Here is a 25,954-nt window from a genome sequence, read left to right as displayed (position 1 = left end):
GCCTCCTCCTCATGTTCAGCCACGGTTTCGGTCCACTATGCGCCCATTCGCCTTCTCTGCCCTGTTGCGTCTGTCACGTACCGCCCTGCCCTGGCTCGCGGCCGTGCTGGCGCCCTCCCTCTTCGCCTCCCCCGCCTATGTCACCATCGGCACGGGAGCCCTCAACGGCGTCTACTACCCGACAGGAGGCGCTATCTGCCGCCTGCTCAACGAGGAGAGTGCCCGCCACGGCCTGCACTGCACGGTGCAGAGTACCTCGGGCTCCATCGCCAATCTGGCGGCGCTCGCCAAGGGAGAGGTACAGCTCGCCCTGATGCAGTCGGATGTGCTCTACCATGCGGTGCACGGCAGCGGCCCCTTCGCGGGCCAGGCCCCGGACGATCAGCTGCGCAGCCTCTTGCGGCTCCACAAGGAGTCCCTGACCCTGATTGCCAGCGCCACCAGCAACATCACCACCCTGGCCGACATCAAGGGCAAGCGGGTCGATGTCGGCGCCCCCAACTCCGGGGACAGAGTCACCAGCCGTGCCCTGCTCGATGCCATGGGGTGGCGGATCGCCGACTTCAGCCGCCCGCCCGTGATCTCCCCGGGCAACCGGCTGGAGGGGCTCTGTGACGGCACCCTGGATGCTGCCTTCGTGGTCGCCGGTCACCCCAATCAGGCCATCGGCGATCTCACCGGCCGCTGTCAGGCCCGCCTCATTCCCATCGAGGGGGAACAGGTGGACAAGCTGCTCAAGCAGCACCCCTACTATGATCGCAGCCGCATCGGCGCCAACCTCTATCCGGGGCAGACAAGCGGCGTCAATACCTTCGCCGTCACCGCCGAACTGGTGGCGCTGGCCAGTCTGCCCGAGAGCGAGGTGCGCACCCTGCGGGACGTGCTGAACGAGCGGCTCAAGCAGTTCACCCGGCTGCATCCGGCACTGACCACCCTCACCTGGGAAGGCATGCAGGCGGGCAGCATCGCCCTGCTCCATCCCGGCATGCTGGATGCCGTGCCCATCCTCCCGGCGGACACCCTCACTGCATCCGGTGCAGGGGCCACCTCGGGCGCCCTGCCGACCTTGTCCCTGGCGAGCAGCGCGGCCACACCGACCGATGGGACAGGCCCCCTGGAAGGCACCGCGCCACTGGAGGGGTCCGACACCTTGCCGGAGCAGCCGGCCGCCGCGACCCTCTCAACCAGTTCGGGGGCGGCCTCCACCAACCAGGCCCCGGCCCTGACCGAGCCGCCCACACCGGGCAGCACAACCCTGGCACCAGGCCATCCCCTGACCCCGCCTGAGGCGCCCGCCTCGTCGGCAACGCCGCTGGAGGCGCCATCACCGGAGGCCATGCCGGCCAGCCCGCCCAGCCACGCGGTGGAGACCACAGCCCCCGCCGGGCAATGAACACCAACCAAGAGGCCACCCCAGGGGTGGCCTCTTGGTTATCGGGAACGGGCGCCTGGCCTGTCACGGCGCCAGCAGCAGCGCCGGATTCTGGATCTCCTCCTCCACCCAGTGCAGCAGTTGCTTGATGGCCCGGGACAGCACCTGGTTCTGGCGCACCACGTACCCCAGGCTGGTACCGGGAAAATCGGTGAGCCGGGTCACCGGGGCGGTCAGCTTGAGCCTGGGGTGAAGGGAGAAATCCGGCACGATGGCGACGCCAAAGCCCGCCTCGGCCCAGTCGAGCTGGGCATCCACGCTCCCCACTTCCATGATGCGGCAGCTCGGCAGGCCGAGCAGGGGCAGGGAGGGGTCGATCAATGCCCGGGTCCGGGTGTCGTGCCCCAGCAGGATCAGGGTCGGCTCGTCCAGAGGATCGCTCTCCCCCGAGCTGGCCCGCGCCTGCCAGCGGGTCAGGCCGTGCCCCAGGGCACACCAGGTCACCTGCTGCAACTCGGTGTAGAAGAGCGGCTCGCTGCGCTTTTGTGCCATCACGAAGCCCAGATCCGCCTTGCCCGCCCGCACCAGATCCGCCGCCTGATCCGAGGTGGTGTTGAACAGGGTGAGGTCGATGCCGGGGAAGGCCTGCTTGAAGCGCTGGAACGGCTGGATGAGCAGCAGGCGCGAGATGATGTCGCTGGCGGCGATGGCGAGCGTCCCCTGGCTCAACTGGCTCAGGGCATTGAGATCGGACTGGCAGAGCTGCAACTCGTTGATGGCGCGCTCGGCGCTTTGCAGCAGCCGCTCCCCCGCCTGGGTCAGGCGAAACGGGCTGCGCTCCACCAGCTTGACCCGGGTCGCCTGCTCCAGGTTCTTGAGGTGCAGGCTCACATTGGGTTGCGTCATGTGCAGTTCGGTGGCCGTCTGGCCGAAGTGCTGCAACCGGGCCAGGGTGACGAAGGTGTGCAGCCAGTGAATGTCCAGCATGGGGTTCCTCTTCTCCCGGGTCGATGGCTGGGCCAGCGCCGCCAGGGCACGGGCACCACACAAGGGAGCGCGGTGTCGATAATTGCACCGGAATTATATGGCTTCCTTATCGGAATTATAAAGATAATTAATTTTTCTAATCCTCACGGGGCTCCTAGGATGGACGCCTAACGTCTTAGGAGAAAGAGTCATGTCGTCTATCGTAGTCGTAGGTGCTAACTGGGGTGATGAAGGCAAAGGCCGCATCGTCGATTATCTGGCAGGCCAGGCTGGCGCCAGTATTCGTTTCCAGGGCGGCAACAACGCCGGCCACACCGTGGTCAACGATCTGGGCACCTTCAAGCTGCACCAGGTGCCGAGCGGCGTCTTCAACCCGGATTGCCTGGTCGTGCTGGGCCCCGGCATGGTGATCAGCCCCGAGAAGCTCACCGTCGAGCTGGAAGAGGTCAAGGCCTCCGGCGTCATTCCCAAGCTCGCCATCTCTGACCGTGCCACCCTCTGCCTGCCGCTGCACGCGCTGGAAGACACCCTGGAAGAGCAACGCCTGGGTGACGGCGCCTACGGCTCCACCCGTCAGGGCATCGCCCCGGCTTACGGTGATCGGGTCATGAAAAAGGCGATCCTGGTGGGCTGGCTGAAACAGCCGGACGTGCTGGTCGAGCGCATCCAGTTCATGCTGGACTGGAAACTGCCGCAGATGAAGGCTCTCTATCCGGACTTCGAATTCACCCAGACCGCCCAGGAGATGGCCGACTGGCTGCTGGAAGTGTCCGCTCCCTGGCTGGACGCCGTCTGCAACGTCAGCATGCCCCTCAAGGCGCTGCAAGCCGAAGGCAAGACCCTGCTGTTCGAAGCCCAGCTGGGTGCCGGCCGTGATCTCATCTACGGCGAATACCCCTGGGTCACCTCCTCCCACGTTTCCGGCGCCTACGCCGGCATCGGTGGCGGTCTGCCGGGCCTGCGCCCGGAGCGCGTCATCGCCGTGGCCAAGGCCTTCAGCTCCTCCGTCGGTACCGGCACCCTGCTGACCGCCATGGAGAACCAGGACGAGTTCCGCAAGATCACCAACGAGTTCGGCGCCACCACCGGCCGTCCCCGTGACGTGGGTTACTTCGATGCCGTCGCCACCAAGAACGGCGTCGAGCTGCAGGCTGCCACCGAAGTAGCCCTGACCAAGCTGGACTGCCTGACCGGTCTGCCGGATCTGAAGATCTGCGTGGCCTACGAAGGTGCCCACACCGAGAACCCGATCTGGCCGCAGACCGCCGCCCTCACCCCCGTCTACGAGAAGATGGAGAGCTGGAGCGAAGACATCAGCGCCTGCCGCACCTTCGCCGAGCTGCCCAAGGCTGCCCAGGACTATGTGCTGCGCATCGAAGCCCTGCTGGGCGTGCCGGTGCCCATGGTCTCCGTCGGCCCGGGCCGTGACGAGATGATCCTGCGCTAAGGCCCCTCGCCTCTCCCAAAAACCGGCATCCCAGGATGCCGGTTTTTTTATGCCCCTCAAAAGCCCCGAACAGCTCACAAAAGCCACCTCCATGGCATAATTTGAGCCATACGGGCACTCTGTTTTGAGCCAGCCCCCTTAGAGTGAATGCCATATTCACACAAAGGAGTGCCCATCATGAGATCCCCCATTATCCCGCTGCTGCCCCTGTTCTGCCTCGCGGCTCTGCCCGCCGGCGCCATGACCCTCAAGAGTACCGACATCCGCGAGGGTGAATCCATGGACAAGGTCTTCAGCTTCAACGGCTTTGGTTGCAGCGGCGAGAACCGCTCCCCCCAGTTGAGCTGGCAGAGCCTGCCCGCCGGCACCCAGAGCGTCGCCATCACCGCCTATGACCCGGACGCCCCCACCGGCAGCGGCTGGTGGCACTGGCTGGTGGTGAACCTGCCGGCCAGCCAGAGCGAGCTGCCGAGCAATGCCTCCGGCAAGATCAAGCAGGGGCTGGAGCTTGGCACCGACTACGGTACCCAGGGTTATGGCGGCCCCTGCCCGCCCGCCGGTCACGGCATGCACCGCTACCAGTTCACCGTCTGGGCCCTGCCCAAGGCGCTGGAGGTGAAGGCCAACACCCCGCCCGCCATGGTAGGCTACATGCTCAACAGCCTGGCCCTTGGCAAGGCCACCCTGACCGCCACTTTCACCACCCCCTAGGAGCCCGCCCGATGAGCACGCCCCTGCTGCAACTGAATCATTACTTCGGGATCCGCCAGCAGCCCCTGCGCCGGGTGCTCATCTACGCACCGACCCTCATCTGGGTGCAGCAGGGCCGCAAGCAGCTGTGGTGGCGGGAGCAGCGCCTCTCCTTTGACAAGGAGAGCTGGCTGCTGATCCCGGCGGGTCACCGGCTCACCTTCGTCAACCAGCCGGAGCAGGGCACGTTTCGCTCCCAGGCGCTCACCCTGCTGGCCCCGCCACCGGCCGAGTGGCTGGCAGAGAGCACCCTCGATCTCCTCAAGCCACCGGCCATCAGGGTGACGTCGGCCCTCGCCTTCTGCTTCGATCTCGTCACCACCATGGCGCAGCGGCAGCTCTGCGAGACGGCCCAGACCCAGCTGCTGCAAGGGTTTTATGGCGAGCTCAGGGAAGCGGGGGGCCTTGGCCTGCTCTTTCCTGCCACCACCATGACCCTGGGGGAGCGGCTGGCCCGTTACCTCAGCGTGGAGCCTGGTCTTGATCACCGGCTGGAGACGGTAGCGACCCACTTCGCCATGAGCCGCGCCTCCCTGGTCCGCAAACTGGCCGCCGAGGGGCGCAGCTTTCGCCAGGTGCTGACCCAGGTACGCCTGGGGCACGCCCTCTCCCTGCTGCAACAGGGGCTCACGCCGCTTCAGACCGCCCTCGCCTGTGGCTACGACTCCCCCGGCCGCTTTGCCGCACGCTTCAAGGAGGAGTTCGGCCTGACCCCCCACCAATACCTGCGTACCTGCCCCGGGAGCCATGCCGCTCGCCAGGTAGGAGAACGCTGATCGCCCCTCTCCTTTGCATGGCATCGAACGCCATGCTGCTCCCAAAAAACAAAAAGGCCTCCGCAAGGGAGGCCTTTCTTATGGCAGCGCCGCAGGTGGCGACTTACTTCACGGTCACCCGGGCAAACTTGCGCTTGCCGACCTGGTAGACGGCGGTACCGGCACCGATGAGGGCCTTGCCATCGTCCAGCTTCTCGCCATCAACCTTGACCGCGCCCTGCTTGATCATGCGCAGCGCTTCGGAGGTAGTGGCCACCAGATCGGCGTCTTTGAGCAGGTTGGCAATGGCCAGCCCTTCCCCTTCCAGTGTCAGCTCGACTTCCGGCATGTCGTCCGGAATGGCGTTCTTGGAGAAGCGCTGGGTGAAATCTTCGTGGGCCGCTTCGGCCGCCGCTTCGTCGTGATAACGGGCGATGATCTCTTTGGCCAGCCAGATCTTCACGTCGCGCGGGTTGAGGGTGCCGGCGGCGATACCTGCCTTGAACTCTTCAATCTCGGCGAGCGGACGGAAGGAGAGCAGCTCGTAGTAGTTCCACATCAGATCGTCGGTGATGGACATGATCTTGCCGAACATCTCCCCCGGGGCATCGTGCACGCCGATGTAGTTGGCAGCGGACTTGGACATCTTCTTGACGCCGTCCAGGCCCACCAAGAGCGGCATCATCAACACGCACTGGGTCGCCATGCCCGCATCTTTTTGCAGCTCGCGGCCCATCAGCAGGTTGAACTTCTGATCGGTACCGCCGAGCTCGACGTCCGCCTTGAGCGCGACCGAGTCATAGCCTTGCAGCAGCGGATAGAGGAATTCGTGAATGGCGATGGACTGGCCGTTGCTGTAGCGCTTCTTGAAGTCGTCGCGCTCCATCATGCGGGCCACGGTCTGCTTGGCCGCCAGCTTGATCATGCCGGTCGCGCCCAGCTCACTCAGCCAGGTGGAGTTGTACTCGATGCGGGTCTTGGCCGGGTCGAGGATCTTGAACGCCTGCTCGGCATAGGTGAGGGCGTTGTGCTTGATGGCCTCTTCGGAGAGCGGCGGACGGGTGGCGTTCTTGCCGGAGGGGTCACCCACCATGGCGGTGAAGTCACCGATCAGCAGGATCACTTCATGGCCCAGATCCTGGAAGGTCTTCAGCTTGTTGAGGATCACGGTATGACCCAGGTGGATATCCGGCGCGGTCGGGTCCATCCCCAGCTTGATGCGCAGGGGGCGCCCTTCCTTCAACTTGGCGATCAGTTCTTCTTCAACCAGAATTTCTTCCGCTCCGCGCTTGATCTCGGCTAGCGCCACCTCGAGCTGGGACATTTTTTGACTCTCCAATCACGATTCCACAGGGCCAGACATATTACTGGAATGGCGGGCCAATTGGAAAGGCGGTAAACTCCGACCTTCTTCCGGGTTCAACTTTGTCTGCTTCTCATGGTCCTTTGGCACGCCTTCAACTCTCTCCCTCACTGGCACCGCAAGATGGTGCTGATCCTGAGCATCATGGTGATGATGCTGGCGGCCTGGCCGAGCGAACAGGCAGTCGCCACCCGGGTCGATGACAACGACAACGAACTGGCCGTCGAGCAGCAGGTCGACGAGGAGGCCCAGCTGGCACGGGCCGAGCCCGTCACCCCGCCCAAACCGCGCTATGTCACCAGACAGGTGAAGGTGCGCAGCGGCGACAACATGGGGCTCATCTTCCAGCGCCTGGGCCTCAGCACCACGGATCTGCACCTCATCGACCAGCTCGAGGGCACGGATACCCTGCGCCTGCTCAAACCCGGTCAGGAGCTCACCTTCAAGCTCACCAAGGGCGGCGAGCTGCACAGCCTCTATTACCCCCACAGCCTGGAGCAGGCGCTCAAGGTGAACCGCCGGGATGACGGCTTCGTGGCCAGGCCGGTGAAGATCGAGCTCGACACCCGCGAACAGGTGGCCCAGGGGGAGATCCGCTCCAGCTTCTGGGGCGCCGCCGTCGAAGCGGGCATGACGGAAGACCAGATCATGGATCTCGCCGCCATCTTCGGCTGGGACATCGACTTTGCCCAGGACCTGCAACCGGGGGACAGCTTCCGGGTGGTCTACCAGGACAAATACCAGGATGACGAGCGGGTTGCCTCCGGCGACATCCTGGCCGCCGAGTTCGTCAACCAGGGGGCCATCTACCGCGCCGTGCTGAACACGGATGGCAACTACTACACCCCGGACGGCAAGGCGATGCGCAAGAGCTTCCTGCGCGCGCCGGTCAACTTCAAATACATCAGCTCCAACTTCAATCCGCGCCGCCTTCACCCGGTCACCGGCAAGGTGCGTCCCCACAACGGCATCGACTACGTGGCGCCGGTGGGGACACCCATCATGGCGGCGGGCGGCGGCAGCGTGGTGGCCGCCGGCTACAACCAGTTCAACGGCAACTACGTCTTCATCAAGCACGCCGGCAACTACGTGACCAAGTATCTGCACCTCTCCAAGCGCACCGTCAACAAGGGGCAGCGAGTGAAGCAGGGCCAGACCATCGGCCTGCTCGGCGGCACCGGCCGGGTCACAGGCCCGCACCTGCACTATGAATTCGTGGTGGGCGGCGTACACAAGAACCCGCGCACCCTCAACCTGCCCCAGGCGGAGTCTCTGAGCGGGCGGGCGCTGGCCAGCTTCAAGGCCCAGGCCATGCCCCAACTGGCCAAGCTGGACAGCCCCGAGCTGCAACTGGCCAGAAACAAGGGCAACGGTGACGACAGCTGACCGCTGTCGACCAAGGCGGAACACGGCATCGAACCGTTCCGTTCCTCTGCACCACTGAAGAGGTGATGTCATGAGCGGGCCATATATCCGATTGATGTCGGGGACCAAGGCGGAACACGGTATCGAACCGTTCCTCTGCATCATTGAAAGGGGGTTGTCATGACTGAGCGCTATATAGGCTGGATGCCCGGTACCAGAGCGGGGCATGGTATCGAACCGTTCCCCTGCATCATTGAATGGGGGTTGTCATGACGGAACGCTATATAGGCTTGATGTCCGGTACCAGCATGGATGGTATCGACGCCGTGCTGGTGCAGATCGAGGGGGATGCACTGCGGGTCGAGGCGGCCCTCTGCCATCCCTGGCCTGCCGATACGGCTCGCACCCTGCATGAGCTTTGCACCCCGGGGGAGAACGAAATCGACCGCATGGGGGTAGCCGACAACCTGGTGGCCCGCGAATTTGCCGCCGCCACCCAGGCCCTGCTCGCCAAGGCGGCGCTGACTCCCAAGGAGATTCGCGCCATCGGCAGTCACGGCCAGACCATACGCCACCGCCCAGCCCTCGGTTTTACCCTGCAGATTGGCAACGCGGCCCTGCTGGCGGCCCTGACCGGCATCGACGTGGTGGCCGATTTTCGCACCATGGACATGGCCCTCGGCGGTCAGGGGGCCCCCCTGGTGCCCGCCTTCCATCAGGCGCTCTTTGCCCGCCCTGGCGCCCTTCGAGTGGTGCTGAACCTCGGCGGCATTGCCAATATCTCGGTGCTGCCCGGCCAGACCGACGGGGGGGCTGGTTCAGGGGTATATGGCTTCGATACCGGCCCCGCCAATACCCTGCTCGACGGCTGGTATCGCCGCCATCAGCCCCACGGCGGCAGCTACGATGCCGGTGGCCAGTGGGCCGCCAGCGGCAGGCTTATCCCTGCGCTGCTGGAGCAGTTGCTGGCTCACCCCTACTTCGCCGCCCCCGCCCCCAAGAGCACGGGGCGTGAGATGTTCACCCTCGACTGGCTCGACGGCGAGCTGGACGGCTGCGCATACGCCCCCGCAGATGTGCAGCGTACCCTGCAATCCCTCACCTGCCACAGCATCGCCCGCCAGTTGCCCGCCCACAGCGACGCGCCAACCCGGCCCGAGCTGTTTGTCTGCGGCGGCGGCGCCCACAACGCCCCGCTGCTGGCGGAGCTTGCTGCCCTGCTGCCCGACTGGCATCTGACCAGCACCGCCCAGCTCGGCCTTGCACCGGACTGGGTGGAAGGGGCCGCCTTTGCCTGGCTGGCACAACGCTTTATCCAGCGAAAGCCGGGCAACCTGCCTGCGGTGACCGGTGCGAGCCGCCCGGCGGTGCTGGGCGCCCTCTATCCCGCCTGAGCCGCTTCCCGAGCGCCCTCCCCCCTAATGGAACAAGCCCGAACAGGTGCACCTGATCGGGCTTGTTGTTATGCCTGGCGCCAGATGGCGCAGACCCGTCACTCTGTGCTCCCTACCCGAGCCGCTCTTTCAACCTGGCCGCCTGCGCCTTGAAGGTCTCATAATCGGTGACATGCCGGCTCCTGGCGGCGGTGATCCACTGCACGCCCGTCTCGTCGGCGTGGGAAAATTCGATGCAAAACTCATATTTCGCGCTGGAGAGCAGCCCCATCAGGGCGCCAGACAGAAAACCCACCAGGGGCAGGAAGAGCACGATGAGCCAGTTGCCCGCCTGCTCGTAGGAAGGGGTGAAGTAAAAGAGCACACTGGAGGTGACCACTCCCAGCAACAAGGTCTTCTTGAGCCTATCCATCCAGCCGAGTGCTTTTACCTGCACGCCGACGATGCGGCCCAGATCGTAGCGATCCTTGTTCACCCTCAGTGTGTTGTCCGACTGTTCAATGGCAATGGCCATCCTGATACTCCGTCCTGTTGGCTATGGCGATAAGGGGTTGCCGTGGCGGCCCCGGATTGTGCATCCCGAGGGCATGACAGGACAAGCGGCCAGCCACGGGGACGATGGGCGGCGCCTCCCCCAACAGGAACACACGCTGCGCATGGTATCGTATGGCGCCAAACATCAAAAGACGTTCACATCAAAAGGCGAGGTGGATCACCTTCTACCCGCCCCTTGTCCCCCGTGCAGCCGTTGGCTTTTCTGGCCATCCCCTCTTGGGCAAGGTAGCCGGGGAGCAGGGGTCAGTGAGATAACAGCCCCGTGATGACCCTCAGGAGGGGCGGGCCGATGGGATAGCACCATGGGCCCGCACCTCGAGAGCACTCCCATGGCCCTAGAAGGCCCACTTCAGGAAGCGGTTTACCTGGCGCTTGACCGGTGCACAGAGCGGCGGTTTGGGAGGATCCAGGTTGATCTGTCTGCGGCCCACCCTGGCTTCGCCCCGCAGCAGGATCTGGAGATAGTGGGGGTGATGACGCTGGATGAAACGGGAGATCTCATGGGCCCAGGGTTTGGGCACTCCCCACAGGGTCGAGGCCAGGGCGCCGACGATACAGAAGAAGGCGGGCTCGCGCATGCCCATCCTGACGCCATTCTCCAGCGCCTCCTTGAAGGAGCCCGAATGGGCAATGCAGGTCATCACATTGACCATGAAGGCGGCATAGTCATCTTCCCCGCCGTGGCCCACCCTGGCCACCAACCCGGCCTGTGGCCTGTAGCCGAACTGGTGGCCGATGTGCTCAAGCACTGCATTGCGCTGGCGAATGACCTTGGCATAGAACATCAGCATGGCGGTACAGTCGAGCGCCTGGCTCAAGGCCGCCTGATGGGGATGGGTCTGGGTGGGACGGGGGGTGGTCAGCAGCGCGATCTCCTCCGAGATGGCGAGCAGACCGATGGGCACCGCCGTGCTGATAAAGGCGAGGTCAATGGCGATCGCCAGGTCCTGGCCCTCCTCCATCCGGCCAATGACCACCTGCTCGGCAAAGAGGCGACGCTGGCGCTCGATAAAGGCGCCATAGATCAGGGCCCTGAACTTCTTCTGGGGATAGGGGGTATCGAGCAGGGTCTCCATGGTCAGGATGGCGGCACCGGTGCGACCGCGCAGTTGATAGTCGGGGGCGAGGGGGAAGTGCTTGCCTAGGCGGGGGGGTGGCCGAAACCCGCTGGTGCGGCTGTACATGTCACCCAGAATGAATCCAAGCATAAAACCTCCGAAGTCAGATGACGGGGATCGCGATGCGATCGCATGTGCCACTCCCGGGCAGATGAGTGCCGATCCGTGCTGCTCGTCGGCAGGGTCCCTGATTTCATTATTAATCATACAGTTAATAATCCACCCAAACCCCGACTAAGGTCGCAATAACGTCAATTGATGACAAAAAACACAAATAAGGGTGGTGCGGGGAAGATGAGCCGGCTGCATCGCAAGGAGTGCGGGATACGCCAGGGCGGCAAAGCAGGGCGGACTCCGGGGCCCCCTCACAGGGAGGGTCATAACAGGAGTGATATGAGGCCCCCTCCCCTTGCTTCTGTGCCCTGCTGGCGGGCTGTGTTCGCGCCGCTGAAAAGATATGGCATAGGCGGTGTGGTGACCCGCCCATGTCAGCCTCAGCCGCAGGGGCTAAAATGCGCCCTCTCTTTCTCCCGTATTTATGTCATGACCTGTGGCCATGCAAAGAGGGTGAATGTTATTTCAGTGTGCTCGCCGCAGCATATTTTGGCGGCGCTGAACAGGGCGTCGAGAGAGCGATAAATAGATAGCTATGCAAAACCGGGAGAATAAGCTGCAATGTCGCCAAAAGTATTAACGGAGGATTCACAGGCTGTAACCCTGATGCGCGACAATATGGCGCTATCTGGTTCCACTTTCATGGTAAAGCGGGATCATCATCACCTTTATTTGCCATGCCCGTCATGAATTGAATCGCAAAATGAATATATTTCACTCTGTTGAGCCACTTCATAGAAACAGGATCCCGGTTTGCATCCCCGGATAACCGCCCCCTAGAATTCTCCCGTCTGAATCACCAGGCCAACTTCTCTCCCTTGTCTGTTGCACGCGCTGTCTGCATCGAAACAGGGCTCGACACTGTGATGATCGTTCTCCTTTTCTCCGTCGCCCTGCGGCGGGAACGGGCAACTGTTGCCGCAATATCACGAGTCATCAGCGTGCCGTATTCGGTCAGGGAAGAACAATGCGGCCCGGACCCTACATCAAAAACGAAAAAGGAGTATCGCCATGAGTGGTACCATCATCAAATCCGCCAGAAATACCCCCAATGCGCCTCAGGATCTGGGGCCCTATACCCAGAGCGTGGCCTTCTCCCACTACAACAATATTGCCGCCCAGCTTCCGGTCGACCCGAAAACGGGCGCGCTGGTCGCAGGGGATATCCAGGCGCAGGCCAGACAGTGTCTCACCAATATCCAGGCCATCGTCCAGAGCATTGGCCACGGCATGGAGGACATGGTGAAGGTGACCCTGTTCCTCGCGGACATCGCCGACCTCGATGCCGTCAACGCCGTCTATCGGGCATTCTTCCCCCACTCGCTGCCGACCCGCACAGTGCTCGCCGTCGCCAGTCTGCCGCTCGGCGCCAGGGTGCAGATGGACGCCCTGCTCTCCAACGGGGAAGGCACCTTCCCCCAGGCTCCCTGCCCGCTGCTCAAGATCTCCCGCAACAGCGACCACGGCCCGCAGGATCCGCTCTCCAGCCAGAGCGTCGCCTTCTCCCATTACAACAATATCGGTGCCCAGCTGCCCCTCGACCCCGCCTCCGGCGCTCTGGTTGACGGTGGCATTCGCGAACAGGCGGCCCAGTGCCTGCGCAATATCAAAACCGTGCTGGAGAGCATCGACGTGCCCTTTGACGATATCGTCAAGGTGACCGTCTATCTGACCAATCTGGCGGATCTCGACGCCGTCAACGAGGTCTACACCACCTTCTTCCCGGACTCCGCCATCGCCCGTGCCGTCGCCTATCTGCCCGCCCGCTCTGTGGTCAGTGCCGCCGCCCTGCCGCTGGGCGCCCGGGTGCAGATGGATGCGGTCATCTCCCACGGTGACGGCACCCCGCCCCAGCTGGTGGAAGACAGGCACAACCTGGTGATCCGTGCCCGCAATACCGACAAAGCGCCACGCAGCCCGCTGCATACCCAGAGCGTCGCCTTCTCCCACTACAACCATATCGCCGGCCAGTTACCGCTCGACATGGCCACCGGCAAGGTGCTGACCGGTTGCGTCCGTGAGCAGACCGCCCAGTGCCTCGGCCATATCAAGACCATTGTGGAGAGCATCGGCCACGTGATGGACGATATCGTCAAGGTCAATATCCAGCTTGCCAACATTGCGGATCTGGCGGACGTGGATGCCATCTACACCCAATACTTCCCGAGCTATCTGCCTGCCCGCACCGTGATTGGCGTGAGCGAGCTGCCCGCCGGCGCCCTGGTGCAGATGGATGCGGTGATGTCCAACGCCGAAAGCACCCCGCCGCAGGCGTAACACGTTGCTTTTACGATAAAAAGACACCGGCTTAGGCCGGTGTCTTTTTATTTAAAAATATAATAGCAACTGAGAATATCACTGTTTACCTTCGCCAGTACTTGGACTTACTTTATCAACCAAATCACGGATGAACTCAATACAATAGAATAAATCAGAAATACTTACGGCCGGCAACCCTAGTTTCTCATATGAATATCTGCTTCTGACGAAAAGCTTATCGTAAGGCCTAACTAGCTCGATTAATTCACCGAAGGAGTGATTAATTGACCCATTATCAAACAAATTACCAATATTAATTTTAACAGCATCATCAACATTAGCTAAAATAATACTTAAGTCGTGCTCGCATGTCTTAGCCTTTTCCGTAACCTCGCCACCTCTACTACCATCTGAATATGTTTCATAGTTTTCAATAACTGAAAGTGTATTTAGTGACTTTATGTATAGCTCCATTGCCAGTGCTGCATTTGTTAGCATTGGCAGTAATACTCCGGAGCCTGGTGGCATATCTTTTAGAATTTTAGCGCTCTGATAAAACTGTTCAGCCGCATCCAAAACCACGATGTTAGGTATTTCTAGCCGCTTATATCTTTTCATCATACTTTACCGTTATCAACCTTACATTGATAATATTGATAAAATCACTTAATAGCTGTCATGTACAGATAATAAAAGTCAGACTGACTAAATAAAAAGCGCCTCCCGAGGGAGGCGCTTTTCAATTCAGAATCAAGCAATCAACGATTACAGGGACTCTGCGGTCGCAACCACGTTTTCCACGGTAAAGCCGAATTCCTTGAACAGCAGCTCGGCCGGGGCGGACTCACCGAAGGTGCGCATACCGATGATCTTGCCGCCGAAACCGACGTACTTGTACCAGTAGTCGGCGATGCCCGCTTCGATGGCCACACGCTTGGTGACGGCGGCCGGCAGGACGGACTCCTTGTACTCGGCGGACTGGGCATCGAACACGTCGGTAGACGGGATGGAGACCACGCGCACGGCACGGCCCTTGGCAGTCAGCTGCTCATAGGCGGCAACGGCCAGTTCCACTTCGGAACCGGTGGCGATCAGGATCAGTTCCGGGGTACCGGCGCAATCCTTCAGCACGTAACCACCCTTGGCGGCATCGGCCAGTTGCTGGGCGGTGCGGTCCATCTGGGCCAGGTTCTGACGGGAGAAGATCAGGGAGGTCGGGCCGTCGGTACGCTCGATGGCGTGTTTCCAGGCGATGGCGGACTCTACCTGGTCACACGGGCGCCAGGTGCTCATGTTCGGGGTCAGACGCAGGGAGGCGATCTGCTCCACCGGCTGGTGAGTCGGACCATCTTCACCCAGGCCGATGGAGTCGTGGGTGTAGACGAAGATAGCGCGCTGCTTCATCAGGGCGGCCATGCGCAGGGCGTTGCGGGCGTACTCCATGAACATCAGGAAGGTGGCGCCGTAGGGGATGAAACCACCGTGCAGGGCGATGCCGTTCATGATGGCGGACATGCCGAACTCGCGCACGCCGTAGTGGATGTAGTTGCCTGCGGCGCTCTCGGGAGTCAGGGACTTGGAGCCGGACCACATGGTCAGGTTGGACGGCGCGAGATCCGCGGAGCCGCCCATGAATTCCGGCAGCAGCTTGCCGAAGGCTTCCAGGGAGTTCTGGGACGCTTTACGGGTCGCGATCTTGGCCGGGTTGGCCTGCAGGGTTTCGATGATCTTGGCGGATTCAGCAGCCCAGTTGGCCGGCAGCTCGCCAGCGGTGCGGCGCTTGAATTCGGCAGCCAGGGCCGGGTGAGCGGCTTCATAGGCGGCGAACTTGGCAGCCCAGTCGGATTCGAGCTTGGCGCCCTTCTCCTGACCGTTCCACTCGGCGGCGATGTCGGACGGGATGACAAACGGCGCGTGGTCCCACTTCAGGAAGGCACGGGCGGCGGCGATCTCGTCGTTGCCCAGCGGTGCGCCGTGGCAGTCGTGGGAGCCGGACTTGTTCGGGGAACCGTAGCCGATGATGGTGCGGCAGCAGATCAGGGTCGGCTTGCCGGTCTCGGCCTTGGCGGCTTCGATGGCGGCGTTGATGGCTTCCGGGTTGTGACCGTCAACGGCCGGGATGACGTGCCAGCCGTAGGCTTCGAAGCGCTTGGGAGTGTCGTCGGTGAACCAGCCTTCTACGTGACCGTCGATGGAGATGCCGTTGTCATCCCAGAACGCGATCAGCTTGCCCAGGCCCAGGGTGCCGGCCAGGGAGCAGGCTTCGTGGGAGATACCTTCCATCAAGCAGCCGTCGCCCATGAAGGCGTAGGTGTAGTGGTCGACGATGTCGTGACCCGGCTGGTTGAACTGCTCGGCCATGGCCTTCTCGGCGATCGCCATGCCCACGGCGTTGGTGATGCCCTGACCCAGCGGACCGGTGGTGGTTTCAACGCCCGGCGCATAACCGTACTCCGGGTGACCCGGGGTGCGAGAGTGCAGTTGGCGGAAGTTTTTCAGATCGTCGATGGAGAGGTCATAACCGGAGAGGTGCAGCAGGGAGTACAGCAGCATGGAGCCGTGGCCGTTGGAGAGAATGAAACGGTCGCGGTCGGCCCACTTGGGGTTGTTCGGGTTGTGTTTGAGGTGGCTGCGCCACAGCACTTCAGCAATATCCGCCATTCCCATGGGGGCGCCCGGGTGACCGGAGTTGGCTTTTTGAACGGCATCCATACTCAATGCACGAATGGCATTGGCAAGCTCTTTACGAGAAGGCATCTGTATCTCCTGCGATTGCTTCATTTGATGGCCAAGATTAAGGCGCGTTATTGTCCCAGCAGGGGGCGCGGCGTGCAAATATTATCTGGGCGAATAAAGTGGCTTTGGGAGCACAATCGCTTTTCTGGGCGGGGAAAACGATTCAATCCGCCCCCTGCCTTACCTCCATGGAGGTGGATCCCTTCCCCATCCCGCCCCGGGCGGCTCCACCCCCAAATAGTGCTGGCAATCACCGGATGACCTATTTAAAATAGACGTCCAGATGTAGATACCTCTACAGTCATCCTGTCATTATCCGGTTATGGCCAAGGCGATAACCCTTACGAATCGAGAACCAAACATGGCAAAGCTGTTTACTTCCGAGTCGGTCTCCGAAGGCCATCCCGATAAAATCGCCGACCAGATCTCCGATGCGGTGCTGGACGCCATCCTGCAGCAGGACACCAAGGCGCGCGTCGCCTGCGAAACCCTGGTCAAGACCGGCATGGTGATGGTAGCCGGCGAAGTGACCACCTCTGCCTGGGTCGACATCGAACAGATCGTGCGCGACACCGTGCGCGAGATTGGTTACACCCACTCCGACATGGGCTTCGACGCCGACTCCTGCGCCGTGCTGAACGCCATCGGCAAACAGTCTCCGGACATCAACCAGGGCGTCGACCGTACCGACCCGCTGGAGCAAGGTGCCGGTGACCAGGGCCTGATGTTCGGCTACGCCACCAACGAAACCGACGTGCTGATGCCCGCGCCCATCACCTACTCCCACCTGCTGGTGAAGCGTCAGGCAGAAGTGCGCAAGAACGGCACCCTGCCGTGGCTGCGTCCGGACGCCAAGAGCCAGCTGACCTTCGCCTACGACGACGCAGGCAAGATCCTGGGTGTCGATGCCGTGGTGCTCTCCACCCAGCATTGCGACTCCATCAGCCACAGCGATCTGGTGGAAGCGGTGCGCGAAGAGATCATCAAGCCGGTGCTGCCCGCCGAGTGGATCAACAAGGACACCAAGTACTTCATCAACCCGACCGGTCGTTTCGTCATCGGCGGCCCCATGGGTGACTGCGGTCTGACCGGTCGCAAGATCATCGTTGACACCTACGGCGGCATGGCCCGTCACGGTGGTGGCGCCTTCTCCGGCAAGGATCCGTCCAAGGTGGACCGCTCTGCCGCCTACGCCGCCCGCTACGTGGCCAAGAACATCGTGGCCGCAGGTCTCGCGGATCGCTGTGAAGTGCAGGTCTCCTACGCCATCGGCGTGGCCGAGCCCACCTCCATCAGCGTCGAAACCTTCGGCACCGGCAAGGTGGCCGAAGCCCTGCTGGTCAAGCTGGTGCGCGAGTTCTTCGAGCTGCGCCCCTATGGTCTCATCGAGATGCTGGATCTGAAGCGCCCGATCTACCAGGCAACCGCCGCTTACGGCCACTTCGGCCGCGACGAGTTCCCCTGGGAGAAGACCGACAAGGCCGAGCTGCTGCGCGCTGCCGCTGGCCTGTAAGGCTCGAGGTTGTGATAAAAGGGGAGCCTGGCTCCCCTTTTGCTTTTGTGTCCTGTCCCGAGGATCCCATGCCTGCCACTGCCACCCGGCTTGACCCCGCCCTCATCGAGACGCTGCTCGCGCGTGTCGAGGCCTGCTTTGTGCAGGCCGAAACGCGCCTTGGCCGCACCTTCCCCCGCCCGCAAGTCCATTGCAACATGCGGGGCCGGGCCGCAGGGTCGGCGCGGCTGCAAACCTGGGAGCTGCGTTTCAATCCGGCGCTCTATCAGGCCAATCAGCAGGCGTTTCTCAGGGAAGTGGTGCCCCACGAGGTGGCGCACCTGCTGGTCTATGCGCTCTGGGGAGAGGGGCGCGGCAAGAGCCGGGTACTGCCCCACGGTCGCCAGTGGCAATCGGTGATGCGGGAGCTGTTCGGTCTCGAACCCAGCACCACCCACAGCTTTGATCTGGGGGTGCTGGCCCAGCGCACCTTCGTGTATGCCTGCGCCTGCCAGCAGCATCCCCTCTCCGTGCGCCGCCACAACAAGGTGATGCGCGGCGAGGCCCGCTATCACTGCCGCCGCTGTCGCCAGCCCCTGGTGTGGCAGCGCGACACGACGGCGGATTGAGTCACCCCGTGTCGCGCTCCTGTGATAGGGTGCGCGCTTACTTCATTCAACTGTCTCATTGCCAAGGATATTCATGTTTCGCCCTCTGCTCTCCCTCTGCCTGGCCCTGCTGGTCAGCGCCCCGGCCCATGCCGACAACATCCAGACCTTTCGCGCCGCCAAGCAGGATCTGAACAAGCTCTACCAGAGCCACCCCGTCACCTTCTACTGCGGCTGCAACATCAAGTTCAGCGGCAAGAAGATGGCCCCCGACTGGGAGAGCTGCGGCTACCTGCCGCGCAAACAGGCCGAGCGGGCCTCCCGCATCGAATGGGAGCACGTGGTGCCCGCCTGGGAGTTCGGCCACCAGCTCCAGTGCTGGCAGGACGGGGGTCGCAAGAATTGCGGCAAGAGCGACGAGTTCAACAGGATGGAGGGAGACATGCACAACCTCTTCCCTGCCATCGGCGAGGTGAACGGCGATCGGGCGAACTTCCGCTTCAGCGACTGGAACGGCAAACCGAACCAGTACGGCAAGTGCCAGATGCTGGTGGATTTCAAGGAGCGCCAGGTGCAGCCGCCCAAGGGGCCGGTGCGTGGCCAGATCGCCCGCGCCTACCTCTACATGAGCCAGCAGTACGGACTGCGTCTGGCAGCCCAGCAGCGCAAGCTTTACGAAGCCTGGGACAGGCAGTATCCGGCTGATCGCTGGGAGTGCGAGCGCAACCGCCGTATCGGCAAGCTGCAGGGCAATACCAATCCCTTCATTGAAAAGCAGTGCCAATAACCCCATTTGACCAGGGAGGGGGAGCGTCCCCCTCCTCCTGAATCCCTTCACTCTCTGTCTCGCGAGCCTTGCTCGCCGCCGTGCAGTAGGGTATTGAAGGGTTTACAAGCAAGAGACTGACTATCAGCCATGCGCATTCCACGTATCTATGAACCGGCCAGCCTGCAGGTTGGCCAGACCCTCGCCCTGTCGGAAGACGGTGCCAATCACATCGGCCGCGTGCTGCGCATGCAGCCGGGCCAGCAGCTCGAGCTGTTCAACGGCGACGGCCACCAGTACCCCGCCACCATCACCAGTGTGGGCAAGAAGTCCGTTGAGGTGACCATCGACAGTTGCGAGACCCGCTCGGTGGAGTCCCCGCTCGCCATCCACCTGGGTCAGGTGATCAGCCGCGGCGACAAGATGGACTTCACCATCCAGAAATCCGTGGAGCTCGGCGTCACCTGCATCACGCCCCTCTTCTCCGAGCGCTGCGGCGTCAAGCTGCCCGCCGATCGGCTGGAGAAAAAACGCGAGCAGTGGCAAAAAGTGGTGATCAGCGCCTGCGAGCAGTGCGGCCGCAATACCGTGCCCGAGGTGCGCATGCCGATGGAGCTGGACGCCTGGCTGGCGGAAGAGACCAACGAACTCAAGCTCAACCTGCACCCACGCGCCCCTTACAGCATCAACACCCTGCCCATCCCCGAGCACGGCGTGCGCCTGCTGATCGGCCCGGAAGGGGGCTTGTCCAGCGACGAGATCGCCCGTACCGTGCAGGAAGATTTCAAGGAGATGCTGCTGGGGCCGCGGGTGCTGCGCACCGAAACCGCCGCCCTGACGGCGATTACTGCGCTGCAATGCCGCTTTGGCGATCTGGCCTGACAGCCGACCCCACCCCGGCCCTCCCCTTCGAAGGGGAGGGAGCAACAGGCCCCTCCCCCTTGTGAAGGGGGAGGCAGGGAGGGGGTCATCACATCCAATCGAGCCACAAGAAGGATATTCGGATGACCATCAAACTCGGCATCGTGATGGACCCCATCTCGGCCATCAACATCAAGAAGGACTCCAGCTTCGCCATGCTCGAAGAGGCGCAAAAGCGCGGCTACGAGCTGTTCTATCTGGAGATGAAGGATCTCTACATGGAGGCCGGTCGCGCCTTCGGTACCATGCGCCCGCTCACCGTCAAATATGACTATGCCGACTGGTACACGCTGGGCGAGGTGGTGGATCAGCCGCTCTCCAGCCTGGATGTGATCCTGATGCGCAAGGATCCCCCCTTCGACACCGAGTTCATCTACGCCACCTACATGCTGGAGCGGGCCGAGGATGAGGGTTGCCTCATCGTCAACAAGCCCCAGAGCCTGCGCGACGCCAACGAGAAGCTCTACACCGCCTGGTTTGCCGAGCACACCCCGACCACGCTCGTCACTCGCAGAGCAGACAAGCTGCGGGCCTTCCACGCTAAGCACAAGGACGTCATCCTCAAACCGCTGGACGGCATGGGCGGCGCCTCCATCTTCCGCATGAAGGAGGATGACGCCAACGTCGGCGTCATCATCGAAACCCTAACCTCTCACGGCAGCCAGTACTGCATGGCGCAGACCTATCTGCCCGCCATCAAGGATGGCGACAAGCGGGTGCTGGTGGTGGACGGCGAACCGGTACCTTACTGCCTGGCCCGCATTCCGGCCCAAGGTGAGACCCGTGGCAACCTGGCGGCCGGTGGCCGTGGTGAGGCCCGCCCCTTGAGTGACGCGGACTGGGCCATCGCCCGCGCGGTGGGCCCGACGCTGAAAGAGAAGGGGCTCATCTTCGTCGGCCTCGACATCATCGGCGATCGCCTGACCGAGATTAACGTCACCAGCCCGACCTGCATCCGCGAGATTGAGGCGGCCTTCGACGTCTCCATCACCGGCATGCTGATGGACGCCATCGAGCGCCGACTGGGCCGCTGACCCCTTGCCCAGCGACCCGTTGCCGCGGCGAGGAAACACACACAAGGGGCCGTGAAGGCCCCTTTGACTGCCGCCCTCCTGCCGGCAAAAAGCGGTTTTGCCCGCCGCCATCAACTGCCATAATCACCCCAAATACCTTTGCACGCTTAGAGATACATACGCTCCATGCAAACACTGCAAAATCACTTTCTGCTCGCCATGCCGAGCCTCACAGACGCTTATTTCCAGCGCTCCCTGGTCTATCTGTGCGAACACAGCAGCGAAGGCGCCATGGGACTGGTGGTCAACATTCCGGTCGACATGTCCCTGGACGCCATGCTGACCAAGCTCAACCTCAATCCCCCCGCCACCGCCGAGATGAAACAGCCGGTGTTGCAGGGGGGCCCGGTGCACGGGGATCGCGGCTTCGTGCTGCACAGCTTCCGCCCGGGGTTCAACTCCACCCTGCAGGTGAGCGACGAGATGATGGTCACCACCTCCAAGGACATCCTGGAGACCCTGGGCACCGACGAGGCGCCGGACCACTGGCTGGTGGCGCTCGGTTACGCCGGCTGGAGTGCAGGCCAGCTCGAGCAGGAGCTGGTGGATGGCGCCTGGCTGGTGATCCCCCCCAATCCCAAGCTGGTCTTCGATACCCCCATCCACCTGCGCTGGCAGCAAGCCGCCGCGAGCATTGGGGTCAACCCCCTGCACCTCTCCAGCCAGGTGGGGCATAGCTGACACCCCGGCCCTCCCCTCCGGGGGAGGCGGCACGCTCCCCCCTCACGAGCAGGGGGAGACAGGGAGGGGGCTTCCCCCTTCATTTATCCATCCATTTCGAGGAGACCCCATGTCATCACGCAGCATCATGGGCTTTGACTACGGCACCAAGAGCATCGGTGTCGCCATCGGCCAGGAGCTCACGGGCAGCGCCCGCCCCCTTCGCTCCCTCAAGGCCAACGACGGCATCCCCAACTGGGACGAGATAGAGAAGCTGATCAAGGAGTGGCAACCGGATCTGCTGATCGTCGGTCTGCCGCTCAACATGGATGGCACGGACCAGGAGATCACGGTGCGGGCCCGCAAGTTCGGCAATCGCCTGCACGGTCGCTTCGGCAAGCCGGTGGAGTTCAAGGACGAGCGGCTCACCACCACGGATGCCCGCGCCCGCCTGTTTGAACGTGGCGGCTACAAGGCGCTGGACAAGGGGAGCGTGGACGGCGTCTCCGCCCAGCTCATCGTCGAAGCCTGGATGGAAGAGCAGTACGACTAAACCGGGGTGCCTCCTCCACCTTGCTTCTCTTTCGCCTCCCCGCTCTCCATGGGCCCGCCCCAGGCAAAACGCGTCATCCCCGCCGCGGCCAGGCCATAGAGCCGCCGGATCTCCCCCCGCAACCACATCACCTTGGCATCCTGATTGTGGCGCTTGTGCCACAGCAGGATGAAGGCGATCTCCAGCTGGGCATAGAGAGACTCTTCCAGCGGCAACGGCATGGGGATGAGGTCGGGGTGATGTCTGGCGGCATAGTCCGCGCAATATGAAGGCACCACGGCGATCAGCTCGTGGCTCTTTTGGGCGGCGATGTGCAGCGCCTGCTCGAAGCTCGCCACCATGATGGGCACCTGCCGCCTGTGGCCTTCGTCCTCCAGCAGATCATCCAGTGCCCAGCTGTCGCTGGCCTCCCACACCACGCTCACCTGGGGGCAGGCCAGAAAGCGGGTCAGCGACCACGTCTGCCCGAGCAAGGGGTGATCCTTGCGCAGGAACACCACGGGACGATCGCAGAACAGCACCTCGTGATCGATGTAATAGGGCAGCCGGTTGACCCTGGCATGGGAGCGGCCGTGGGTCTCCCGGGCACAGAAGCCGAGATCCGCCTCCCCGTTGACGATGTCGTTGAGAGAGTGGTGATCCCAGCCCAGCATCCTGACCACGGAGTGGGGGTACTTCTGGTAGATGGTCGTGGGCAGCTCGCTCAGGAAGCTGATGCCGAAGGGGGACTCCATCACCAGACTGAAGCGGGCCCCCTCGGGGATCGCCTCGCGGTTGAGGGTGCTGATGCTCTCGGTGAGCTGGAACCAGGTCTTGAGCTCCTCTGCCAGGGTCAGGGAGAGGTTGGTCGGCTGCAAGCCCTGGCGCACGCGCACGAAGAGGGGGTCCCCGAACCAGTCCCGCAGCTTGCCGAGCGCCTTGCTCACCGCCGACGGGGTGACACACAGCTTCTTGGCCGCCCCCGCCACGCTGCGCTCCTGCATCAGGTGCCTGAAGACCACCAGCAGGTTCAAATCGAGTTCACCCAGATTGCGCATCGCGTCTCTCCTATCCCCGAGCCCGTACTCGCCGTACCGCACGCCATGGTAGCAGCACCTTGACCACCAGGTAACCGAGCAGCGCCAGCAGGAGTGCCAGGATCAGCATCCAGAGCGCAGGCATCCCCAGATGGCCCATCCCCCAGATGAAGAGCCCGGACAACCCTATCTGCATGATGCAGAGCAGGGCACTGGCCGATGCCACCTGATCCCCGCACACATCCAGCGCCTCCCCCATCGCCACCCCGAACCCGCAGGAAAAACCGATGCAGACCAGGGCACACCCCGCCAGCAGCCAGGACAGGCCGCCTTCGGGCCCGCTGCTGCACAGCAGGGCGAACAAAGCCAGCAGGTAGGCGAGATGGGAGAGCGCCAGCACCTTTGCCTTGCCGAGCCAGCGCAGCAGCAAGGGGGTCAGGAAGGAAGCGGACATGCTCACCCCGGCCATCGCCATCATCAGCCGGGTGTACTGCTCGGGAGGCAGGCCGAACGTGGTCATCAGGACGAGGGGCGAGACGCTCACATAGACCAGGATGGCGGTCACGCTGGCGCTGGTCAGCAAGGCGCGCTGCATGAAGGGGGCCGTGCCCAGCAGGGCCAGCGGCGATGCCCCCGCAGGCTGGCGGGCGGGGCGGGTCTCCTTGAGCAGTCGCAGGTTGACCAGGGCACTGATGGCGGCCACCAGCGCCATGCCCACGAAGATGCCGCGCCACTCGAAGTGCGACAGGATGAGATAACCGAGTACGGGAGCCAGCACCGGAATGACGCAGATCACGCCGTTGATGAGGGAGAGAGCCATCGCGAGGCGCGCCTGGCTCAGCACATCCCGCAGCACGGTGAAGGTCATGATGTAGAGCGCTCCAGCGCCCACCCCTTGCCAGAAACGCCCCAGATAAAACTGGGCGATGCCGGTCGCCTCCGCCGCCACCAGGGAAGCGACCACGAAGATGAGAGCGCCCCCCAGTACCACGGGGCGCCTGCCATGGCGATCCGCCAGCATGCCCCCCGGCAGCACGGTAGCCGCCATGCCCAGCAGATAGATGGAAAAAGCGGTGTGGATCTGCGCCTCGCTCCCCTGCAGGGTTTGCGCAATGCGGGGGACGGCCACCAGATAGAGATCGATCCCGAGGGGATAGAGGATGATCATCAGAAAAGTACACAGCAGAAACATACCCATGAAGGCTCCATAGCAGCAGGTTTCACCATCACAGGTGCGCTGTCAGCGAGATTGACAACTCAATCCTGCAAAAGCAGAGGAAGATGCCGGGCACTATAGAGCGGGCGGCCTGCCGGGGCCTAGTGACGAGATGGCACTCGGTGGATGCCAATCCGGACATCTCCCGCAGGAGAGGTCCGGATTGGCATGCTCATCGACCCGCCCCCTGCCAGGTCGCCCTTGAGGGGTCGGGTCCGAGGTAACGGGCACGCCGCGATGCGGCGTGCCCTCAAGGCTCAGCGACGGCGCTCCATTACCTGGCCAGTTGCGTCAGGATGGCGTGGGCCGCCTTGATGCGCGCCTCGTTGGGGTAGTTGCGATTGGCCAGCATGACGACGCCGATCCCTTTGGCCGGCACGAAGGCCACATAGGCCCCGAAGCCGTTGGTCGAGCCGGTCTTGTTGAAGAGCACAGGGTGCCCTGTTGCAGCGGGCGCGGGCGCCGCCGGGTTGGCATTGTAAATCATCGCCGGGGAGTTGCCCGCCAGCAGCGTCTGCTCGCTGACGGGATAGGGGTAACGCTCCCAGCCCAGTCCCTGGGTCATCTCCCCCACCGCATACTGGCCCTGGTGAGTCAGATCGATGGCCTGCTGCATGGCCGCATTATCCACCCCGCTGATGTTGGCCTTCACAAAGCGCAGCAGATCCGCCGAGCTGGTCTTGATGCCGTAGGCCTCGTCCGCCAGCATGCCGGGAGTGACGCGGATGGGCTTGTCCTCCTTCGAGTAGCCGTAGGCGTAGTGCCCCATGGCCTGCTCGGGCACATTGAGGTAGGTATGGTACAGGCCAAGCCCCGGCAGGATCGTCTGCTCCATCAGGCGATCGAACGGCTGCTTCATGCTGCTCGCCGCCAGATAGCCAAAGAGCCCGATGCTGGGGTTGGCGTACTGGCGATGGGAACCCGGCGAGTAGGCTGGGGTCCACTGGCGGTAGTAGGCCTGCATCTTCTCGAGCGAATCCACCTCCTCGGGGAATTGCAGCGGCAAGCCGCCTGCGCTGTAGGTAGCCAGCTCCCCCATGGTGATGTTGTCAAAGGCGGATCCCTTGAGCCAGGGGGCGAACAGACTCGCCTTGTCATCGAGCTCGAAGCTCCCCTGCACCACGGCGTAGGCCCCCAGCGTCGCGGTCAGGGTCTTGCTCACGGAACCTATCTCGAACAGGGTCTGCTCGCTGACACCGACCGCGCGCTCCCGATCGGCCACACCGTAGTTGAAATAGTGGGCCTTGCCATCCTTGAGCACGGCCACCGCCATGCCCGGGATCCTGTGCTCCTTGAGTAGCGGCCGGATGCTGGCATCCACCACGGGGCGCAGGGGATCGGTCGCCGCCTTGTCACCGGCATGAGCCAGACCGGCCCACATCAGGGTGGCCAGAGCGCCCCACAGGATGGATTGTCGTTGTTGCATTGCATGTC

The 25,954-nt window shown here is 62.9% G+C and carries 23 protein-coding genes; 14 read left to right on the top strand and 9 right to left on the bottom strand.

Going from position 1 to position 25,954, the window contains the following annotated elements; translation table 11 throughout:
- Positions 1-37: 37 nt before the first annotated feature.
- Positions 38-1,393: a TAXI family TRAP transporter solute-binding subunit gene (locus AB7E19_RS17790; RefSeq protein WP_427936093.1), complete on the top strand. Its 1,356-nt coding sequence runs from the start codon at positions 38-40 to the stop codon at positions 1,391-1,393.
- Positions 1,394-1,456: 63 nt separating this feature from the next.
- Here AB7E19_RS17790 and AB7E19_RS17785 read toward each other — a convergent pair whose 3' ends face one another.
- Positions 1,457-2,359, bottom strand: a complete 903-nt coding sequence (locus tag AB7E19_RS17785; protein WP_151027460.1) for a LysR family transcriptional regulator — start codon at positions 2,357-2,359, stop codon at positions 1,457-1,459.
- A gap of 190 nt (positions 2,360-2,549) precedes the next feature.
- Between AB7E19_RS17785 and AB7E19_RS17780 the strand changes: the two genes are divergently transcribed.
- The 3 genes from AB7E19_RS17780 to AB7E19_RS17770 all read left to right on the top strand — a co-directional run bounded on the left by AB7E19_RS17780 (position 2,550) and on the right by AB7E19_RS17770 (position 5,332).
- Positions 2,550-3,806 (top strand): adenylosuccinate synthetase, encoded by a 1,257-nt coding sequence (locus AB7E19_RS17780; protein WP_042880306.1) that lies wholly within the window; start codon positions 2,550-2,552, stop codon positions 3,804-3,806.
- A 177-nt stretch (positions 3,807-3,983) separates the two neighbouring features.
- Positions 3,984-4,517: a YbhB/YbcL family Raf kinase inhibitor-like protein gene (locus tag AB7E19_RS17775; RefSeq protein ID WP_128297037.1), complete on the top strand. Its 534-nt coding sequence runs from the start codon at positions 3,984-3,986 to the stop codon at positions 4,515-4,517.
- A gap of 11 nt (positions 4,518-4,528) precedes the next feature.
- Entirely contained in the window at positions 4,529-5,332 is an 804-nt protein-coding gene (locus tag AB7E19_RS17770) for a helix-turn-helix transcriptional regulator (protein ID WP_223952923.1), read from the top strand.
- Positions 5,333-5,435: 103 nt separating this feature from the next.
- Here the strand turns inward: AB7E19_RS17770 and tyrS are convergent, their stop codons facing one another.
- Positions 5,436-6,635 carry a tyrosine--tRNA ligase gene (gene tyrS / locus AB7E19_RS17765; RefSeq protein WP_322131769.1) on the bottom strand — a complete coding sequence of 400 codons (1,200 nt, stop codon included), beginning with the start codon at positions 6,633-6,635 and terminating at the stop codon, positions 5,436-5,438.
- Between the two features lie 114 nt (positions 6,636-6,749).
- Here tyrS and AB7E19_RS17760 point away from each other — a divergent pair, with 114 nt between their 5' ends.
- Both AB7E19_RS17760 and AB7E19_RS17755 read left to right on the top strand, forming a co-directional pair.
- Positions 6,750-8,060 (top strand): peptidoglycan DD-metalloendopeptidase family protein, encoded by a 1,311-nt coding sequence (locus tag AB7E19_RS17760; RefSeq protein WP_103261734.1) that lies wholly within the window; start codon positions 6,750-6,752, stop codon positions 8,058-8,060.
- A 248-nt stretch (positions 8,061-8,308) separates the two neighbouring features.
- Positions 8,309-9,433 carry an anhydro-N-acetylmuramic acid kinase gene (locus AB7E19_RS17755; RefSeq protein ID WP_427936089.1) on the top strand — a complete coding sequence of 375 codons (1,125 nt, stop codon included), beginning with the start codon at positions 8,309-8,311 and terminating at the stop codon, positions 9,431-9,433.
- Between the two features lie 112 nt (positions 9,434-9,545).
- Here AB7E19_RS17755 and AB7E19_RS17750 read toward each other — a convergent pair whose 3' ends face one another.
- Together AB7E19_RS17750 and AB7E19_RS17745 are read right to left on the bottom strand one after the other, a co-directional pair.
- Positions 9,546-9,947: a hypothetical protein gene (locus tag AB7E19_RS17750; protein ID WP_234887600.1), complete on the bottom strand. Its 402-nt coding sequence runs from the start codon at positions 9,945-9,947 to the stop codon at positions 9,546-9,548.
- Positions 9,948-10,323: 376 nt separating this feature from the next.
- Entirely contained in the window at positions 10,324-11,196 is an 873-nt protein-coding gene (locus AB7E19_RS17745; protein ID WP_124244874.1) for a hypothetical protein, read from the bottom strand.
- A gap of 1,035 nt (positions 11,197-12,231) precedes the next feature.
- Between AB7E19_RS17745 and AB7E19_RS17740 the strand changes: the two genes are divergently transcribed.
- The gene (locus tag AB7E19_RS17740) at positions 12,232-13,497 is read left to right on the top strand and encodes a RidA family protein (RefSeq protein ID WP_279982938.1); all 1,266 of its coding nucleotides are present in this window, start codon (positions 12,232-12,234) and stop codon (positions 13,495-13,497) included.
- Positions 13,498-13,575: 78 nt separating this feature from the next.
- Here the strand turns inward: AB7E19_RS17740 and AB7E19_RS17735 are convergent, their stop codons facing one another.
- Positions 13,576-14,097, bottom strand: coding sequence for a hypothetical protein (locus AB7E19_RS17735; protein WP_319896877.1), 522 nt, complete (start codon positions 14,095-14,097; stop codon positions 13,576-13,578).
- A 147-nt stretch (positions 14,098-14,244) separates the two neighbouring features.
- Positions 14,245-16,236: a transketolase gene (gene tkt / locus AB7E19_RS17730; protein ID WP_182976411.1), complete on the bottom strand. Its 1,992-nt coding sequence runs from the start codon at positions 16,234-16,236 to the stop codon at positions 14,245-14,247.
- A 340-nt stretch (positions 16,237-16,576) separates the two neighbouring features.
- Between tkt and metK the strand changes: the two genes are divergently transcribed.
- The 7 genes from metK to ruvX all read left to right on the top strand — a co-directional run bounded on the left by metK (position 16,577) and on the right by ruvX (position 22,288).
- A complete protein-coding gene (metK, locus tag AB7E19_RS17725; protein WP_010673869.1) occupies positions 16,577-17,728 on the top strand; it encodes a methionine adenosyltransferase in 1,152 nt (383 codons plus the stop codon).
- 68 nt (positions 17,729-17,796) lie between these two features.
- Positions 17,797-18,336, top strand: a complete 540-nt coding sequence (locus AB7E19_RS17720; RefSeq protein WP_041212594.1) for a SprT family zinc-dependent metalloprotease — start codon at positions 17,797-17,799, stop codon at positions 18,334-18,336.
- A gap of 73 nt (positions 18,337-18,409) precedes the next feature.
- The gene (locus AB7E19_RS17715; protein ID WP_039040144.1) at positions 18,410-19,102 is read left to right on the top strand and encodes an endonuclease; all 693 of its coding nucleotides are present in this window, start codon (positions 18,410-18,412) and stop codon (positions 19,100-19,102) included.
- Between the two features lie 129 nt (positions 19,103-19,231).
- Positions 19,232-19,963, top strand: coding sequence for a 16S rRNA (uracil(1498)-N(3))-methyltransferase (gene rsmE / locus AB7E19_RS17710; protein WP_322131763.1), 732 nt, complete (start codon positions 19,232-19,234; stop codon positions 19,961-19,963).
- A 122-nt stretch (positions 19,964-20,085) separates the two neighbouring features.
- Positions 20,086-21,036: a glutathione synthase gene (gshB, locus tag AB7E19_RS17705; RefSeq protein ID WP_069651516.1), complete on the top strand. Its 951-nt coding sequence runs from the start codon at positions 20,086-20,088 to the stop codon at positions 21,034-21,036.
- Positions 21,037-21,201: 165 nt separating this feature from the next.
- Positions 21,202-21,756, top strand: coding sequence for a YqgE/AlgH family protein (locus AB7E19_RS17700; RefSeq protein ID WP_010673864.1), 555 nt, complete (start codon positions 21,202-21,204; stop codon positions 21,754-21,756).
- Positions 21,757-21,865: 109 nt separating this feature from the next.
- Complete coding sequence (ruvX, locus tag AB7E19_RS17695; RefSeq protein ID WP_010673863.1) at positions 21,866-22,288, top strand: Holliday junction resolvase RuvX; 423 nt, start codon at positions 21,866-21,868, stop codon at positions 22,286-22,288.
- Here the strand turns inward: ruvX and yidZ are convergent.
- From yidZ to blaMOX, 3 genes are all read right to left on the bottom strand, one after another.
- The gene (gene yidZ / locus AB7E19_RS17690; RefSeq protein ID WP_322131975.1) at positions 22,285-23,325 is read right to left on the bottom strand and encodes an HTH-type transcriptional regulator YidZ; all 1,041 of its coding nucleotides are present in this window, start codon (positions 23,323-23,325) and stop codon (positions 22,285-22,287) included. The genes ruvX and yidZ overlap by 4 nt on opposite strands.
- A 10-nt stretch (positions 23,326-23,335) precedes the next feature.
- A complete protein-coding gene (locus tag AB7E19_RS17685; RefSeq protein WP_322131976.1) occupies positions 23,336-24,502 on the bottom strand; it encodes an MdtL family multidrug efflux MFS transporter in 1,167 nt (388 codons plus the stop codon).
- Positions 24,503-24,794: 292 nt separating this feature from the next.
- On the bottom strand, positions 24,795-25,946 hold the full coding sequence (gene blaMOX, locus AB7E19_RS17680) for a CMY-1/MOX family class C beta-lactamase (protein WP_124244345.1): 1,152 nt from the start codon (positions 25,944-25,946) through the stop codon (positions 24,795-24,797).
- Positions 25,947-25,954: the final 8 nt, after the last annotated feature.

Source organism: Aeromonas sp. (assembly GCF_050252055.1).
Lineage (GTDB): Bacteria > Pseudomonadota > Gammaproteobacteria > Enterobacterales > Aeromonadaceae > Aeromonas > Aeromonas caviae.
This window is presented reverse-complemented; position numbering and strand designations above follow the sequence as displayed.

What these genes read in the sequence shown, in the direction of transcription:
- AB7E19_RS17790 (WP_427936093.1), top strand. Translation starts at nt 38, where the DNA reads ATGCGCCCATTCGCCTTCTCTGCCCTGTTGCGTCTGTCACGTACCGCC.
- AB7E19_RS17785 (WP_151027460.1), bottom strand. Translation starts at nt 2,359, where the DNA reads ATGCTGGACATTCACTGGCTGCACACCTTCGTCACCCTGGCCCGGTTG.
- AB7E19_RS17780 (WP_042880306.1), top strand. Translation starts at nt 2,550, where the DNA reads ATGTCGTCTATCGTAGTCGTAGGTGCTAACTGGGGTGATGAAGGCAAA.
- AB7E19_RS17775 (WP_128297037.1), top strand. Translation starts at nt 3,984, where the DNA reads ATGAGATCCCCCATTATCCCGCTGCTGCCCCTGTTCTGCCTCGCGGCT.
- AB7E19_RS17770 (WP_223952923.1), top strand. Translation starts at nt 4,529, where the DNA reads ATGAGCACGCCCCTGCTGCAACTGAATCATTACTTCGGGATCCGCCAG.
- tyrS (WP_322131769.1), bottom strand. Translation starts at nt 6,635, where the DNA reads ATGTCCCAGCTCGAGGTGGCGCTAGCCGAGATCAAGCGCGGAGCGGAA.
- AB7E19_RS17760 (WP_103261734.1), top strand. Translation starts at nt 6,750, where the DNA reads ATGGTCCTTTGGCACGCCTTCAACTCTCTCCCTCACTGGCACCGCAAG.
- AB7E19_RS17755 (WP_427936089.1), top strand. Translation starts at nt 8,309, where the DNA reads ATGACGGAACGCTATATAGGCTTGATGTCCGGTACCAGCATGGATGGT.
- AB7E19_RS17750 (WP_234887600.1), bottom strand. Translation starts at nt 9,947, where the DNA reads ATGGCCATTGCCATTGAACAGTCGGACAACACACTGAGGGTGAACAAG.
- AB7E19_RS17745 (WP_124244874.1), bottom strand. Translation starts at nt 11,196, where the DNA reads ATGCTTGGATTCATTCTGGGTGACATGTACAGCCGCACCAGCGGGTTT.
- AB7E19_RS17740 (WP_279982938.1), top strand. Translation starts at nt 12,232, where the DNA reads ATGAGTGGTACCATCATCAAATCCGCCAGAAATACCCCCAATGCGCCT.
- AB7E19_RS17735 (WP_319896877.1), bottom strand. Translation starts at nt 14,097, where the DNA reads ATGAAAAGATATAAGCGGCTAGAAATACCTAACATCGTGGTTTTGGAT.
- tkt (WP_182976411.1), bottom strand. Translation starts at nt 16,236, where the DNA reads ATGCCTTCTCGTAAAGAGCTTGCCAATGCCATTCGTGCATTGAGTATG.
- metK (WP_010673869.1), top strand. Translation starts at nt 16,577, where the DNA reads ATGGCAAAGCTGTTTACTTCCGAGTCGGTCTCCGAAGGCCATCCCGAT.
- AB7E19_RS17720 (WP_041212594.1), top strand. Translation starts at nt 17,797, where the DNA reads ATGCCTGCCACTGCCACCCGGCTTGACCCCGCCCTCATCGAGACGCTG.
- AB7E19_RS17715 (WP_039040144.1), top strand. Translation starts at nt 18,410, where the DNA reads ATGTTTCGCCCTCTGCTCTCCCTCTGCCTGGCCCTGCTGGTCAGCGCC.
- rsmE (WP_322131763.1), top strand. Translation starts at nt 19,232, where the DNA reads ATGCGCATTCCACGTATCTATGAACCGGCCAGCCTGCAGGTTGGCCAG.
- gshB (WP_069651516.1), top strand. Translation starts at nt 20,086, where the DNA reads ATGACCATCAAACTCGGCATCGTGATGGACCCCATCTCGGCCATCAAC.
- AB7E19_RS17700 (WP_010673864.1), top strand. Translation starts at nt 21,202, where the DNA reads ATGCAAACACTGCAAAATCACTTTCTGCTCGCCATGCCGAGCCTCACA.
- ruvX (WP_010673863.1), top strand. Translation starts at nt 21,866, where the DNA reads ATGTCATCACGCAGCATCATGGGCTTTGACTACGGCACCAAGAGCATC.
- yidZ (WP_322131975.1), bottom strand. Translation starts at nt 23,325, where the DNA reads ATGCGCAATCTGGGTGAACTCGATTTGAACCTGCTGGTGGTCTTCAGG.
- AB7E19_RS17685 (WP_322131976.1), bottom strand. Translation starts at nt 24,502, where the DNA reads ATGGGTATGTTTCTGCTGTGTACTTTTCTGATGATCATCCTCTATCCC.
- blaMOX (WP_124244345.1), bottom strand. Translation starts at nt 25,946, where the DNA reads ATGCAACAACGACAATCCATCCTGTGGGGCGCTCTGGCCACCCTGATG.